Below are 15963 nucleotides of genomic sequence, written 5' to 3'. Positions count from 1 at the left end.
TCATGGCTCTCGAAAAACTAGCTTTGATTTTTTAACCTGGTTGTCATCCAGGTGACTCGATCTCATCACTAAAAGTGACTTGACCCGCACATCTGTCAACAATATTCAGTTTTCAGGGTTCCAACCTCGCTGTTTGTAACAGCTCATTTATATTAACAAATCATTTGGAATTTGTCAACAACTTTTTTCTTTGTCTTTCATTCCTCTGACTTGTCTGCTTCCTCAAAGAGAAAGCTTGTATATAATATCAAACCTTCTCTTTGCTGTCAACAGTTTTTTTCAGCCAGGCAGCCAATTTGGCATGAGGTCCTGCCAGAGGGCGCTGGTCCCACTCTTCCGGAGCCAGCCAGGCCCAGTCCGGAGATCCCTCCTCAGGACAGTCTCCTCCGTTCATCCCATAGCCGGTCATGTGCCAGATCTGGTGGGTGAACACATGCCTGTGATGCCACAGCTCCGGCCCTGCAGCTCCCTCCAGCAGCTGTTCCAGTCCTGCCCTGGCCTTGTCCGGGTCCGGATCCAGCACCATGGGGAATTCCCACATGGAAGCCAACATCCCTTTGGCCGGCCGTTTGTGGAGCAGATACCGGCCTTCCCGGCACACCAGGCCGCAGGCTGCCGCCAGTTCCTTCTGGGAGGCTTTGGCTTTGCGCACCGGCAAAACCTCCGTCTTCCCCTCTTTCAGAGCCCGGCAGGATTCCCGCAGGGGACATTCCCCGCACCGGGGATGTTTGGGGATGCATACTTCCGCTCCCAGGTCCATCATAGCTTCGTTAAAGTCCCCGGGCCTGTCTGCCGGTATGGCGGCTTCTGCCAGGGCCGTAATGGTTTTCTTTCCTTGGGTGCCGGTAATGTCTTCTTCCACTCCGTAAAGCCGGGCCAGCACCCGGAGCAGGTTTCCGTCCACTGCCGGAACCTTTTCCCCAAAGGCCATGGACAGGATGGCTCCCACCGTATAGGCTCCGATGCCTGGCAGGTCCCCCAGGGCCTTCCGGTCCCGGGGCAGCTGACCGTCCCATTCCACCATCACCTGCCGGGCTGCCTTGTGGAGGTTCCGTGCCCGGCTGTAATACCCCAGCCCCTGCCAGGCCCGGAGCACCTGGTCTTCCGGTGCCTGGGCCAGATCCCGGATGGTGGGGAACTGTTCCATCCACCGGTGGAAATACCCTTTTACCGTTTCCGTCCGGGTCTGCTGGAGCATGATTTCCGATACCCACACATGGTAGGGATTCCGGGGATGGGACTCCCGCCAGGGCAGCTCCCGCCGAAAGCCATCGAACCAGGCCAGGAGAGTTTCCGTCCAGTTATTTGGTTTCATCCAGATGGACCTCCTGGAACACAGAATCGATTACATGGTCCCCGTCCGGGGCAAAAAGGATGGTCCCCCGGAGCTGTTTCCCGGCCAGCAGCCGGGGCAGCCAGATCCGGTCCGCCTCCCACATTTCCTCATAGGGCAGCTGGTCCAGGGAAAACCACCTGGGTTCCATTTCTTCCGACAATCGGGGCACTCCCTGCCACCGGCGGACAAAATACACCATGCCTCCATGGGACCATGTGCCGTCAGAAGGCTGGTCAAAGTACAGATCCGCCATCAGGTCCAGGTCTTCCGGCCGGACCTCAAGGCCGCTTTCTTCCCGGAGCTCCCGTACGGCGCACTGGCGCATGGTTTCTCCCGGCTCGATTTTCCCTCCGAAGCCGTTCCACTTGCCCACGCCCATGCCCCGTCGCTTCCGGCCCAGGAGCACCCGGTTTTCTCCGTCCAGCAGATACACCAGTGACGTATCCCTCATTTGGTCAGCACCGCTTCCACCAGGGCCTTCAGGAACCGGAACCGGGGTTCCAGACTGCTGATCAGGCCGTATTCCGTTACCGCATGGCCATTGCCTCCAATGGGGCCCAGGCCATCCAGGGTGGGGATCCCCAGGGCGGAGGTGAAGTTGCCATCGCTTCCCCCGCCGGCAGCCTGCCACTGGAAGGAGATACCCTCTTTTTGAGCCACCTGCTCTGCCAGACGGCAGAAGGCCAGGGATTTTTCTGTAGGCTTCATGGGCGGACGGGCCACGCCCCCTTCCACCTGGACCTTCACCCGGTCATCGAAGGGATGAGCTTCCAGTTCCCGGATGGCCCGGTCGATCCGTTCCCCTTCGCTGCTCTTTTCGATCCGCACATCGATGACACACCGGCACTGGGCGGCCACCACATTGGCAGCGGTGCCCCCCTGTACCAGTCCGATATTCACAGTAGTGCCGGCAGCCCGGTCAGCCAGGGCAATGATCTTTTCTCCCCAGCGGATGAATTCATTGATGGCGCTGGCTCCTTTATCCGGGTTCACCCCGGCGTGGGATGCAATGCCCGTAAAGGTCAGTGTGTACTTGCAGATGCCCTTCCGCTGGTTCACCAGGTCCCCATTGGGCCGGGCACTTTCCATGATCAGGGCATGGTCCGCCTTCCGGGCTTCCCGTTCGATTACCGGCCGGGAATACCGGGAACTGATTTCCTCATCCGGATTGAACAGCAGGCAGATGTTCCCCTGGATTTTTTCCCGGCTCACCGCTTCCGCCAGGTACACCATGAACAGGTCCCCGCATTTCATATCCGCGGAGCCCGGGCCTTTGTACTGGTCTCCCTCAATGGAAAAAGGACGGTCCTTTACGGTGCCTTTGGGGAACACCGTATCCATATGGCCCAGGAGGATTACGTCATAATGGTCCGGGTTCCCCCACACTGCCTTTACGCAGGGGCCCACCTGGTCTCCCACGGAAATGGTTTCTGTATGCCAGCCGGCTCCCTCCAGCCGCCGGCGGATCCAGGCCGCCACCTGAGCGGTCCCTTCCGGGTCCCGGCTGAAGCTTTCCGTATTCACCAGGGTTTCCAGATCTTTCAGATAGTCCTGCACTGCCAATGTCATGTCCGATTCCTCCTTCTCCCGGCTCCCTGCCGGCACTGTACTGGCTCTATTATATCAGCTTCGTGTAAATTGTTCTCGGTGAAAAAAGAAAGGGTACTGCCCGTCTTGCGCAGCACCCTTTCTTTTTTACCGCTGTACCATCATTTTCACATCTGTCAGGAAATCCTCCTGCCGGGCCAGGGCTTTTTCCGCCTGGGTCAGGGTCACCGGCCGGAAATAAATGGTCTGTCCCGGCTTCATCTGGGCCAGCCTGGGCAGATCCGCCTGGATCACCTGTCCGATCTTGGCATAGCCCCCGGTGGTCTGCCGGTCCGCCATCAGGATGATGGGATTCCCGTCCGCCGGCACCTGGATGGACCCGAAGGTCACTGGTTCGGAGATCATCTCCAGGCTGCTGTCCCGGTAGTGGAGCGGTGCTCCGCTGAGCCGGTATCCCATCCGGTCCGACTGGGCCGTAATGGTGTAGCCGCTGTGGAAGAACTCCTGAAGGGTGGCATTGTCGAACCAGTCCGCCTGGAGTCCCTGGGTCACCCGAATGGGCTCCCCGGTAAAGAGGCCAGTGGTTTCCACAGACCAGCCCAGGGTGCTGAAAGGCTTGCCTCCCGTTTTGGCCAGCACAGCCTTCAGCCCTTCCTGTTCCGCCGTCAGTTCCCCGGTTTCCAGTTCCGTGCCGTCAGCCAGAGGAGCACCTCCCACTCCGCCGATTTTGGCCCGGAGATAGGTGCTTTTGCTGTTCATCACTGCCGGCACGGCAAAGCCCCCGGCCACCGTCAGATAGCCCCGGGCCCCCTGGGCCGCAAAGCCGAAGGACAGGGTGCTGTCTTCCTTCACATACACCGCCCGGTTGAGAGGCACCGGTCTGCCCCCCAGTTTCGCCCCCAGGTCCGCCCCGGTAAGGGCGAACACCAGTCCTGCCGGCAGCTTCAGGAAGGGCCCGCTCATGGTCATTTCCAGAGCCCCTTCCCGGGCTTTGTTGCCTACCAGGATATTCCCCAGTTTCAAACTGAACAGGTCCATGGCCCCGCTGACCAGGACCCCGTATTTCTGGAATCCGTACCGGCCCGTATCCTGGAGCGTAGTGAGAGGGCCGCCTTTTTTCACCATGATCTTCATTTCCGGCCACCTTCCTTCTCTTTCGCTGCCAGTTCCTTGTATTCCTCAGGAGTTATGCTGACAAATTCCAGCCGGTCACCGGCCTGGAGCAGGCTGGGATCTTCCAGATCCCAGGGACGGAACAGGGCCAGGGGAGTCCTGCCGATCAGCTGCCAGCCTCCAGGGGTTTCCAGGGGATAGGCACCGGTCTGGGAACCGGCAATGCCCACGGACCCGGCAGGGATGGCCAGCCGGGGAGTCTTCTTCCGGGGGGTGGCAATTTCCGGAGGCAGTCCTCCCACATAGGGGAAACCGGGGGCGAACCCGATCATATACACCAGATAGTCCCCGCCAGTATGGATTTTCACCACTTCTTCCGGCGTCATATGGTGGTACTCCGCCACTTCTTCCAGGTCCGGTCCGTATTCCCCGCCGTAGCACACAGGGATCCGGATCCGGTCCCCTTTCTTTTCCTTGGTGAACCGGATCCCTTCCAGGAGTTTTTTCACCCGGGCCGCCGCTTCCCGGTAGCCTTTGGACAGCCAGTGGTCCTCCGGCAGAGTAGATTCCCGGGCCAGTACCAGGGGATCGTAGAACACCGTCACACCGGTGTAGGAAGCTTCAAATTCCAGGAGTCCCGGGAAAGGATGCTGTTCCAGTTCCGTCACCAGAGCCCGGGCACACCGGAGGATCTCCGGGTCGATGGTATTGCCGAAGGAGACCATCAGGGCCCCTTCTCCCACCGGGCGGATCTGGGCAGCCTGCAGATATGCTGTTGCTTTTTCCATGGTTATTCCACCTTTTTATCCCAACAGTTTGGGGAGTAATTTGCCTGCTGTTTCCACTGCCAGGCAAAGCATCACAGCGAAGATGATCCAGCCGGTGACCGACAGGAACCGGGGATGCTGATAATCCCCCACAATGGCCTTTTTCCGGGATGCCAGGAGCAGTGCTCCCAGTACCAGAGGCAGGATCAGCCCGTTGAGGGCCCCGGCCAGGATCAGTACCTTCACCGGTTTGCCGATGAAAGCGAACACAGCAGCGGAAAAGATGATGAATCCAATGATCAGATACCGGTAGTTTTTGTTCAGTCCTTCACTGAAGGTACGGATGAAGGAAACGGAAGTATAGGCGCAGCCGATGACCGAGGTAATGGCCGCGGACCACATGACCACGCCGAAGATCTTGTACCCCACTTCCCCCACAGCCAGCTTGAACACGGAAGCCGGCGGGTTGGAAGGATCCAGGGTAAAGCCCTGGCTGATGACCCCCAGGGCCGCCAGGAACAGGAATACCCGCATAACACTGGTGATGCCGATGCCAGTCAGAGAGCTCCGGTTCACCTGGTCCAGCTTGTCTTCTCCGCAGATTCCCGCATCCAGCAGCCGGTGGCCGCCGGCGAAGGTGATGTATCCGCCTACGCTGCCTCCCACCAGGGTGACGATGGACATCAGATCGATGTGCTCAGGCATAAAGGTCCTGGCCACCGCTTCCCCCACTGGAGGATGGGAGGTCACCGCCACATAGACAGTGAGCAGTACCATGACGCCTCCGGCAATCTGGGCGAACTTGTCCATCAGGGTTCCCGCCTCTTTGCTGGAAAAGATGAAGATGGCAATGGCCGCGCTGATGAGAGCCCCCACAATGGGAGAGATCCCGAACAGCACATTGAGCCCCAGGCCGGCACCCCCAAGATTGCCGATGTTGAAGGCCAGGCCCCCGAACACCACAAAGGCGGACACCAGATATCCCAGGCCGGGCAGCACCATGTTGGCAATGTCCTGGCCGGGCTTTTTGGCTACGGCAATCACCCGCCACACATTCAGCTGGGCAATGGCATCGATGATGATCATGGCCAGGATGGCGAAGCCGAAGCTGGCTCCCAACTGGCCGGTAAAGACAGTGGTCTGGGTCAGGAAGCCCGGCCCGATGGCGGATGTGGCCATCAGAAAGGCTGCCCCCAGCAGCACGCTGATGTTGGATTCTTTTTTCATAACAACTTCCCCCTCATTTGGATCCTGTTATGGTTTTTCTGGGCTTTTGGAAACGGTCCGGCTGCTTTTTCTCTTTTTTACAGCACGCTCAGATCCGCATTCTTCACGTCGGTGATGAACATGTGTCCCGGCGCATGGGTGATCATGAATTCCGGCTTCACCGCCATGGCCACCGCCTGGGGCGTCACCCCGCAGGGCCAGAACACCGGCACTTCCCCTTCCCGGATGGTGGAGGGATCTCCAAAATCCGGTTTGCTGATGTCCTGGATGCCGATGGCCGCCGGGTCGCCGAAATGGATGGGAGCCCCATGGACATTGGGCATCCGGCTGGTCACCTGGATGGCCCGGATGGCCGCTTTGGGAGTCATGGGACGCATGGAAACCACCATGGGCCCATGGAACACCCCGGCCGGAGTGCAGGGAATGTTGGTGATGTACATGGGCACATTGTGGTTTTCCGTAATGTGCCGCACATCCAGCCCCGCATCCAGCATGGGCCCTTCAAAGGAGAAGCTGCACCCCAGCAGGAAGGCCACCAGGTCATCCCGCCAGTACCCGCTCAGGTCCGTCACTTCGTCGGTCAGTTCCCCGTGCCGGTAGATCCGGTATTTGGGGATGTCATACCGCAGGTCCGCATCCGGGGCCACCGCTTTGGGCACCGGGCTCCCCACTTCCGTTACGTCCAGCACCGGACAGGGCTTGGGATTCCGGGTGGTGAACAGGAGGAAATCAAAGGCCAGTTCCCTGGGCAGCACCACCAGGTTGGCCTGGGCATACCCGTTGCACATGCCGCTGGTGAAGCTGGTGATTTTCCCTTCCCGGATCAGTTTCCGGACTTCACTGGGATTCATTTGGCTGTAATCCATAAGCAGATTCTCCTTTGCATGAAATTATTTCAGGAAGCTGCCGGCGGCAGCAATCTCCACCCCGTTTTCCTGGAGGGCTTTCCGGATCTTCTGGGTAAACAGCAGGGCCTTTTCCCCGTCCCCATGGACGCAGATGGTATCCGCCTTCACCGGGATCACCTTGCCACTGAGAGTGGTCACCTGGCCCTTCAGCACCATGGACAGCACCTGGGCGATGGAGGCCTCTTCATCGGTGATCATGGCACCGGGCTGGGTCCGGGGAGTCAGAGAACCGTCTTCCTGATAGCTCCGGTCTGCAAACACTTCAGAAGCCACTTTCAAACCGACTTTTTCCGCTGCCTTGACGCTTTCGCTGCCAGCCAGGGCAAACAGGATGATTTCCGGATCCACATCATAAATGGCCTGGGCAATGGCTTCCGCCAGGGCCGGATCCTTGGCCGCCATATTGTACATGGCCCCATGGGGTTTCACATGCTGGAGCCGGGTACCTGCCGCTTTGGCAAAGGCGCTGAGAGCCCCCACCTGGTACACCACCATGGCGTACACATCCGCCGGGGAAACGGCCATTTTCCGCCGGCCGAATCCGACCAGATCCGGATACCCGGGATGAGCCCCCAGGGCACAGCCGCTTTTCACTGCCAGATCCACGGTTTTCTTCATTACGGAAGGATCCCCGGCATGGAACCCGCAGGCAATGTTGGCCGAAGTCACCAGAGGCAGGACCTTGTCATCCATCCCGATTTTGTAAGCGCCGAAGCTTTCTCCCAGGTCAGAATTCAAATCGATTTTCATATTACTACTCCTTTCTTTATGCTACGCTACGAACATTAACGATATTACCATGATTTTTGTTTCCGATTAACTCTGTCACAATTTCTTCACCTTATACTGTATACACACCTCTATTGTGTCAAATTTGTAATACATTCACAAAATTTCACCCCAGCATCTTCAGGATGGTCTGGAGACTCATGTACAGCATCACGGCGAACACCAGCCAGCCGGTGTAGAACAGGAAAGAAGAATGTTTGTAAGCCCCCACGATTTTTTCCTTCTTGGCCGCCAGCAGCAGAGAGCCCAGCACAATAGGCAGGATCAGGCCGTTCAGGGCCCCCACCACCACCAGCACCGTCACCGGTTTGCCGATGAAGGAGAAGATGAAGGAGGAGAACAGGATGAAACCGATGATCAGGTACCGGTGGTATTTTTCCAGCACCGGGCTGAAGGTCCGGATGAAGGAAACGGAAGTGTAGGCGCAGCCCACCACGGAAGTGATGGCCGCAGACCACATCACCAGCCCGAAGATCTTGTACCCCAGGTCACCGGCGGCCAGTTTGAACACAGAAGCCGGCGGGTTGGCCGGGTCCAGGGTCAGCCCCTGGGAAATGACCCCCAGGGTGGCCAAAAACAGCAGCACCCGCATCAGGCTGGTGATGCCAATCCCCATGGCGGAGCTTTTGTTCACTTCCTTCATGTTTTCCACCCCGGTGATCCCTGCATCCAGCAGCCGGTGCCCCCCGGCAAAGGTGATGTAGCCCCCTACACTGCCCCCTACCAGGGTGACGATGGACATCACATCCACCGTATCCGGCATGACGGTTTTGGCAATGGCCAGGCCCACGGGAGGATGGGAAGTGATGGCCACGTAAATGGTCAGAAGCACCATCAGACCTCCCACAATCTGGGCAAACCGGTCCATCAGGGCCCCGGCACTTTTATTGAGGAAAATGAACACGGCGATCACCGTGCTGATGAGAGCCCCGGTTACTGGGGAAACTCCCAGGAGCACATTGAGGCCCAGGCCAGCGCCCCCAACGTTTCCGATGTTGAAGGCCAGACCCCCGGCCACCACCAGGGCGGAAACAAAATACCCCAGCCCGGGCAAAAGGGCGTTGGCAATGTCCTGGCCGGGCTTTTTGGACGCCGCGATGATCCGCCACACGTTCAGTTGGGTAATGGCGTGGATCAGGATGGTGGCCAGGATCACAAAGCCGAAGCTGGCCCCCAGTTTGCCGGTGAACACCGTGGTCTGGGTCAGGAATCCCGGTCCGATGGCCGAGGTGGCCATCAGGAAGGCCGCCCCCAGCAGTACACTCCAGTTGGATTCTTTCATGATTGTACTCCTCCGTTCCGTCATTCAATTCTGTAAATTCTGATACAAAAACTTGAACTGCTGCCTTCCTGCGGTCCCCCTTTCCCATTCCAGCGTAATAAAGTGCACGCCTTTATTATAACCGAAAGCTTAACCTGTATTCATTAGAATTTATGGATAATTTGATTTATGTAAAAAAAGAAGTCAGACCGGCACCGGCCGGTCTGAAAGTTCATCGTTTGTCGTTAACCAGTAAGGATAGCAGATGCTCCCGCATCTGCTTTTGACCATAAAACCCGGAGGCCGGGAAGGGCCCGCCTGCGGCAATCCCCTACAGCGTTGGGGTCAGCGGACCAATGGAAAATCACAGAAACGGGATTGTCGAAAAATCCGTCCTCCTGACCCATATCCCCAACCTCCGGTACCAACGGCGTAGGGGCGTGCCACAGGCCCGCCCTTCCCGGCCTGCGGATTTCATACGTTTTCAGGAACCCGTCCCGGATTCCCTCCAAACTCTTCCCTCTGCTCGATCCCATTCAGAACTGCCAGCTCACCCCGGCATTCACCTGCCATTTGGTGCGGATCTGGCTGCTGAAGGTCCGGCTTACATCTGCGTATCCCTGGATCTTGGGACTGAACCGGTAGGTTCCTCCAAACCCGGCTTCCCACCAGCTGTCCCCGTGGTCCACGGCCGTTTCCAGGGTTTCCCCGTTCCGGGCCGCCATGGCCACCGTCTGGGCCCCGCCGAATTCGTGGAGCCAGGATACCTTTCCGTAATAATCAAAGGGATGCTTTCCCTCCTTGTGGCTCTTGCCGATCAGGATCCCCAGCCGTCCGATGGCGCTGTTGTACCCTTCCCGGTACACGTCCGTACCCCGGCTGGTGGTGTACCGGGTGCTGCTCAAGTGGCCCAGCACCAGCTGGCTCTGGGGTTCCAGGAACAGTTCTTTATCCTTGTCCAGGTACAGGGTCTTCCCGTATTCCACGCTCAGGCTCTGTTCCCGGGTCCGGTAATCCGCCTTGTCCGGATAAGGCCCCCAGGTGCTGATGTGGCTGTCGTCCCGGCCCACCCGGGCCACCACATCGGTGTAGCTGCCATGGCTGCCGTACCAGGTGCCGTAGAGGCCTCCGGCCAGGGTATGTTCCCGGCCGCTGCCGGTTTGGTAATCCGGGGAGGCGATTCCCCGTTCCCCGAAGAATCCGTACACGCTTCCTGGGTTGTGGTGCACATCGTACCCCAGCTGGAACAGGTTGTACCGACTGGTAAATCCCGGTCCGCTGAACCGGCCGCCCCGATTCCGGGCCCACAGACCATCTGCATCGTCACTCTGGAACTTCCGCTGCCGCAGGTTCCCCCGGCGCTGGCGGAGGGTATCCAGGCTCAACCGGTAGAACCCGTACACACTGTCCCCGCTGTTGAGCACCGGACGGGTGTCCGCATTTACGGTCTTTTCCAGTTTGGTCAGGTACCATTCCGTGTCCTGGGCATCCGTCACCCCCATGGAGTTCCGCACATAGGACCCGTTCTGGATGGTGGGCGTCACATCCCACAGGCCGCCCCGATTCAGGTTTTCACCGGTAAAGGAAGCCCTGCCGCGGTCATCGGTGACCAGCAGCAGATGCCGGGTCCCGGTGACTTCCTTCCCCCGGGCAAAACTGGCGTCATAAACCTGGATTTTCCCGGAAGCACCATCTTCCGCCTCTTTCAGGTGCACCTTGTCCCCGTCGATCTGGCTGTCCAGGTCTGTTTTCATGTAGAAGATCCCGTTGCTGCCTCTGAAAGTGTCAGCCGACAGCTGCTGATACGCCGGATTGGCCGCCATGTTGACCATAGCCCCGCTGTCGAGGGTAAGATGGGTGACAGAACTGTCCCCGGTCATATTCCACCGGGCCCCGTTGGCCAGGTCCAGTTCCAGTTCACTGCCCTCTCCCTCCACACCAGAAGCCCCGGTAAAGAAGGAATCCCCCGTATCCAGCACGGCACGAATCGTGCCCCCATTGCTGGCCAGCATGTTCCCCTGGATGGTTTTCCGGGTGCCGGCGGCCGTCAGGTCGATAATACTGTCCGTGTCCTGGCTGAACAGGGAGTACTGGCCCCCCATAATGTTGGCGCTGCCTGCAAAGATAACGGCGCCGGATGTTTTGCTTTCTACACCACGGCCTTCCGCCGCAACGGTGGCATTGTCCAACAGGCTGGTGATTCCCTGGGAAAGGCTGGAAATACCCACGCCGTTTTCCCCTTTTACCGTAACAGAAGCATTTTCACCAACAATCGTTTTCCCGCCTTCTTCACTGACAATCCCTGTTCCTTCGCTGCCGGTTACGGTAATGGAGGCGTTATTTCCCAGACTGGTGATGCCATCGTAAAAACTGTAAATGCCTTTGCTGCCTCCCAGATCTTCTGATTTTTCCCCGGTTACGGTAATGGAGGTATGGTCACCTGCAACAGTATATCCGTTATTATAGCTGACAATCCCCATTCCGCCTTTACCATTTACAGCGATGGAGCCGCTTTCCAGAGAGGTGGTTCCACTATCGGTATAAATCCCCATTCCTTCCAGACTGTTTACGGTAATGGAAGTATCGGTTCCCGTCAGGGTGGTACCTCCATAACTGGAAATCCCTATAGCATTCCCCCCGGTGTTGGACACGGTAATGGATGCACGGTTTCCGACTGAGGCAGTGCCCCCGGATTCGGTGTCAATGCCGGCAATACTTCCTCCATTTCTGTTTGTGGCTGTCAGAGAAGCATCATCGCCGATTTCAGCATTTCCGTTGTCACTGGTAAAAATGGCATATGTAAAACCATCTCCTTTGTTGTCTGCCGTAACGGAAAGTCCATCTCCTGCCACTGTTTTCCCCTGGCTGCCGGTATTTATCCCGTAAGCAGCCACCGACGCATCGGCTGCAACAACCACATTGCGGCCCAAGATAGTGGTTCCCTTATCTTTTGTAAATATCCCAGTCACAAAACCAGCAGGGCTGGATACCTGAATCCGTGCTGAGTCTCCCAGGGTCGTTTTCCCTCCCTCATTTTGGGTAAGGACACCTGTGGCATCATATCCATTAGACGATTCTACCGTGGCATCAGGTCCCAGTTCAACAACCGATCCATTGACAATCATTCCATAGCTGCGCGTGTTTTTGTATGGGCCACTGGAGCCTGTAGTAACCAGTTCGGGATTCACTGTTGCTGTGATGGAAGCCTGTTCTCCCAGCGTTACGGCTGTACCGGCCTGGGCTTCCAATCCAATCACATTATGGGTACCATCCGTTTCCTGGATTGCCTGGATAGTGGTCTGCGCACCGCCCAGCAGACTGCTTCCCTGGTCCTTGACTTCCAAACTGATGATATCCCATTTACCATCTCCATCAATGGATCCACCAGCCGTTGTAATCGTTTCACTTTGCTTTCCCAGATCCAAGGCAGCCCCCTGGGACACTTGTATGCCTATGATATTCTTCAGCCCTATCTCCAACGGCTCTGCATAGGCAGTGAATGGACTTTTGGTTTCATCTGCCATCACCGTATCCCTGGTTACCGAAATCCCGATCTTATCATGTGTCTCTGCCGCTGCAGGCAGGGCCACCCCCCACACCGCCATGGATGCCAGTGCAAAAACGATTTTTCTTTCCACGCCCGTCATACCAACACGCCCCCTGTCCAACTTCGGATTCCCTGTTCGGTCTGTTTTTCAATGATTCATATTGATTTTATTTTCTTTCTCAAAAGGAATTATTATCCATTCAGTGGTGTAAAAAGTCCTTGTTCCCGGATTTTTCCACCCCACTGCAATCCGTTCCTTTTCCGCATCTTCACTATACCAGTAACTACAGGATTTTCCCATTATAGGAAACTTAACCGGGCCATAAACTTTGGTTAATGGAACAAGTCCATGCACCTGTCCCAGGGCTGTATCCAGAAAAACAAAAAAGCCCTCCGGCCCCGTGCTGCCTTTTATCCAGGTAAAGCGCAGGAGCGAAGGAGAACTTTTTTATGTTAGGTTTTTGTTAAGAATGATATTGAAAATTTAAAAGGAGAGGATTCGTTGATCGTTCATCGTGAGTCGTTATGGAAGGAACCCGTGACCGAGTTCCTTTGAATAAAGACGCAGCTAACGCTGCTAACCCACCACCATTGCGCAAGCGCAACGGTCCCCCGCCCTTGCAAAGGGCGGATAGTGACACTAGGGCACGGCCCACGTGTCACGAAAGCAATGTGGCGAAGCCCCGAGCGTATCTCCGCCCTTCGTAAGGGCGGGGGTCGCCGCCCGGCATTTTTTGGCGTTCTCCACAGGTATCTCCGCCCTTTGCAAGGGCGGGGGACCAGCCGATAGGCTGGTGGTGGGTTAGCAGCGTAGGGCTGCGTCTCTCTTCAAAAGCATCTGCCTGCGGCAGATGGTCTCCTTTGGCGTGAGACGGAAAAGCGGCTTTGCCGCTTTTCACACTCCCTGTCATCCTCTTCCTTTGATCACCCGGACCCGCTGGATGGTGGGATTGCCGTTTTTGTCTTTGGCAATGGTGTCCACCCGGATCCGTTCCAGTTCCGGTTCGAACTCATTCAGGAGCCGTTCACTGAGCCGGGCGCCCTTCTGCATTTCCCGGTAGACCACCATGGCGAATTCGTACCGGCTCATCATCCGGTCCCCTTTGAATTCTCCGTCCGGATACCCTTCCACCATGCCGTTTCCGTACAGCTGGGCGATTTCCTCATAGGCCCAGTGGTTCTTTTCCACATCCGGGAACAGTTTGGTCAGGGTGGGATCCAGCTTCCGGCCGGCGGATACATCCACCAGGGCTCCCCGGAGGTTTTCCACTTCTTTCCGCAGGTCCTTGATTTCCTTGGCCATGGCCACCCGGCTGTTGGACACATGGTTGTGCTGGCCCAGTTTGAAGGTAGCGCCCACGTTCACCATATTTTCACCGCCGCCGGTGCTGCCTCCCAAGCTGAGCATTACATCCTCGTTGGGCCGGTAGAAGGCCCCCAGGGCCACGGCGTTGGCGCCGCTGTAACTGCCGGCACCCACGGCGAAATCCAGTTTGTCGTCCGGATCGAAATCCAGAGGATGGAGAGCCGCCAGGGCTGCCGCATTGGCCCATGCCCGGTCCACCCGGGCGTCCAGTTTGGTAATGCGGCTTCCCATGTTCTGGACGTCCCCGGTAAGATTCCTGATGTCTCCCGTATTTTTCTCCACATCCGTACTGATTTTTTTCAACTGAGCCACGTTCACCGCATCGGTGTCCCGGGTCCCGGCGGCCACACTGGTGATCTGCCGGGTCAGTTCCGTTCCGCTGCCTACGGCCACGGCGGCTCCTGTTGCCACCCAGGTGGAGGAAGTATCTGTGGAGGCCTGTTTAGTGGAAGGATCATAGCCGGCTTCTCCCGCTTCCACCGAAGCCAGGGACCCGCTCCCCAGGGCCACGCCCCCTTTCACTGTCGCATTGGCATTGTGGCCCAGGACCACCACATTCTGCTGGTCCGTAGCAGTCACATTGTCCGCCGAACCAATCACAATACTGTTGATGGCGGAAGAAAGAGTACGGTTATCCCCCAGCAACAAAGCCGTATCCGTATCTTCCACCGTATTGCCGGACCCGATCACGGACACATGCTGGACATTGGAAGCGGTATTTTTGTATCCGGAAATCATATTGTTCGTACTGACGGCTCCGCTGGTCCCGGTCACCTGGTTCCCCACCCCGATAATGGCTGTTTTCTGGGTGTAATCCGCCTTGTTCCCGCCCCCGATGGCCAGGGTGGCCCCGCCGCTGTCGGAGGCGGCAATGGCCGTCCGAAGTTTGTCCGCAAAGGCTTTGGCGGAATCTCCGCTGTCCGTGGGAACACCGTCCAGACTTGTCACTGAATTGGTGATTTCGTTCCCGGCCCCATAAATCAGCGCCCCGTTGGAATTGACCGCCCGGTTGGCTACCCCGCTGATGGTATTGGCAATCCCTGCATAATAGTTTCCTCCCATGGATTCAACGCTGTTCAGAGCTCCGTTGATGGTGGCCCCCAGGTTCTTCACCGGATTGGCCGTACGGCCCCCGTTGTATTCACTGGAAATGATGTTGTACACACCGGTGCTGGTGGTGAACGCCCCGTTGCTGAAGCTGTTGGCCCCGATGGTGGTGGCATATACATTTAGGGCACTGGTCCGGGTGGAAGCACTGTCCACGGTAGTATCTCCCAGTTCTCCCTTGTAATTGTGGGACCCAATCATGATGCTGCCGGTACGGGCAAAGGTATTGTCCCCCATGGCAATGCTCCCCACGACCTTTGTGGGATCGGCCGGGATCCGTGCGGAAGACCACCAGCTTCCGCTGTAGGTTGTCTGGCCAAAGGCAAAACTGGCTTCTCCTCCTCCGGCCATATTTTCGATCCTGGCATTTTTGCCAATGGCGATGCTGCCGCCCTGGCTGGCGTAGTTGTTGATGTTGGCTCCGTTTCCCACCGCAATATCCCCGGTAGCATTGCTGGCTCCGTTGGAATAGGAAATGCCGGCCCCTTTGCCAAGGGCCACATTCTCTGCTTTGGGAGCGCTGCTTCCTGTGCCCACAGCCACACCATTGCCGGATCCTGCTGCACTGTCCGCCCCATAGGCGCAGTTGCCCAAAGCGGCCAGGACCAGCAGAGTCAAAACAGCACCCCGTACTTCTTTTTGTCCTTTCCTTTTTGCCGTTCCTGACAGTTTCATACCACCTGATACAAATTTGTTCATATGCTCTCCTTTTTCCCCATGAATCCTTGCCTATTTGGTGGTATAATCCTATCAATATGTCATTTTATTTACAATATGTATATAATATAAATAAAATATCTTTACATTAGTCCAATTTTATATTTCATCTATCTATATCATCAACAACTCCCGCTTTTTTCTTTTCCTTTCTGTTTCCCTTCTGTCTTGTAGCTGTATGGTCCTTGCCTGTCCCCTGGAAAACCTCTCTGTCCTCCTGTCCCATAAGAAATACCCTGCCATTTTCAGCAGGGTACCTGGATTATCCATGTGAAGA

General features: G+C 57.1%; 11 protein-coding genes. All 11 read right to left on the bottom strand.

Going from position 1 to position 15963, the window contains the following annotated elements; all coding sequences use genetic code 11:
• Positions 1-247: 247 nt before the first annotated feature.
• A complete protein-coding gene (gene mutY / locus ACTQY1_RS05720; RefSeq protein ID WP_441369047.1) occupies positions 248-1315 on the bottom strand; it encodes an A/G-specific adenine glycosylase in 1068 nt (355 codons plus the stop codon).
• Positions 1302-1787, bottom strand: coding sequence for an 8-oxo-dGTP diphosphatase (locus ACTQY1_RS05715; RefSeq protein ID WP_022487584.1), 486 nt, complete (start codon positions 1785-1787; stop codon positions 1302-1304). The genes mutY and ACTQY1_RS05715 overlap by 14 nt, the downstream gene beginning before the upstream one ends.
• On the bottom strand, positions 1784-2905 hold the full coding sequence (locus ACTQY1_RS05710) for a M20 family metallopeptidase (protein WP_022487585.1): 1122 nt from the start codon (positions 2903-2905) through the stop codon (positions 1784-1786). Before ACTQY1_RS05710 ends, ACTQY1_RS05715 begins: the two co-directional genes overlap by 4 nt.
• 126 nt (positions 2906-3031) lie before the next feature.
• On the bottom strand, positions 3032-4018 hold the full coding sequence (locus ACTQY1_RS05705; RefSeq protein ID WP_288310995.1) for a biotin-dependent carboxyltransferase family protein: 987 nt from the start codon (positions 4016-4018) through the stop codon (positions 3032-3034).
• Positions 4015-4785, bottom strand: coding sequence for a 5-oxoprolinase subunit PxpB (pxpB, locus tag ACTQY1_RS05700; RefSeq protein WP_441369046.1), 771 nt, complete (start codon positions 4783-4785; stop codon positions 4015-4017). Before pxpB ends, ACTQY1_RS05705 begins: the two co-directional genes overlap by 4 nt.
• Positions 4786-4800: 15 nt before the next feature.
• The gene (locus tag ACTQY1_RS05695) at positions 4801-5991 is read right to left on the bottom strand and encodes an NRAMP family divalent metal transporter (RefSeq protein WP_022487588.1); all 1191 of its coding nucleotides are present in this window, start codon (positions 5989-5991) and stop codon (positions 4801-4803) included.
• 77 nt (positions 5992-6068) lie between these two features.
• On the bottom strand, positions 6069-6857 hold the full coding sequence (locus ACTQY1_RS05690) for a putative hydro-lyase (RefSeq protein ID WP_195839646.1): 789 nt from the start codon (positions 6855-6857) through the stop codon (positions 6069-6071).
• Positions 6858-6881: 24 nt separating this feature from the next.
• Complete coding sequence (locus ACTQY1_RS05685; RefSeq protein WP_154488496.1) at positions 6882-7649, bottom strand: LamB/YcsF family protein; 768 nt, start codon at positions 7647-7649, stop codon at positions 6882-6884.
• Positions 7650-7794: 145 nt separating this feature from the next.
• Complete coding sequence (locus ACTQY1_RS05680) at positions 7795-8970, bottom strand: NRAMP family divalent metal transporter (protein WP_154488495.1); 1176 nt, start codon at positions 8968-8970, stop codon at positions 7795-7797.
• 515 nt (positions 8971-9485) lie between these two features.
• Positions 9486-12596: an autotransporter outer membrane beta-barrel domain-containing protein gene (locus ACTQY1_RS05675; RefSeq protein WP_441369045.1), complete on the bottom strand. Its 3111-nt coding sequence runs from the start codon at positions 12594-12596 to the stop codon at positions 9486-9488.
• A gap of 807 nt (positions 12597-13403) precedes the next feature.
• Complete coding sequence (locus tag ACTQY1_RS05670; RefSeq protein ID WP_441373912.1) at positions 13404-15644, bottom strand: YadA-like family protein; 2241 nt, start codon at positions 15642-15644, stop codon at positions 13404-13406.
• Positions 15645-15963: the final 319 nt, after the last annotated feature.

Source organism: Acidaminococcus sp. HCP3S3_G9_1 (assembly GCF_052122455.1).
Classification (GTDB): Bacteria; Bacillota; Negativicutes; order Acidaminococcales; family Acidaminococcaceae; genus Acidaminococcus.
The sequence above is the reverse complement of the archived record's forward strand: the minus strand, read 5'-3'. Positions and strand labels throughout refer to the sequence as shown.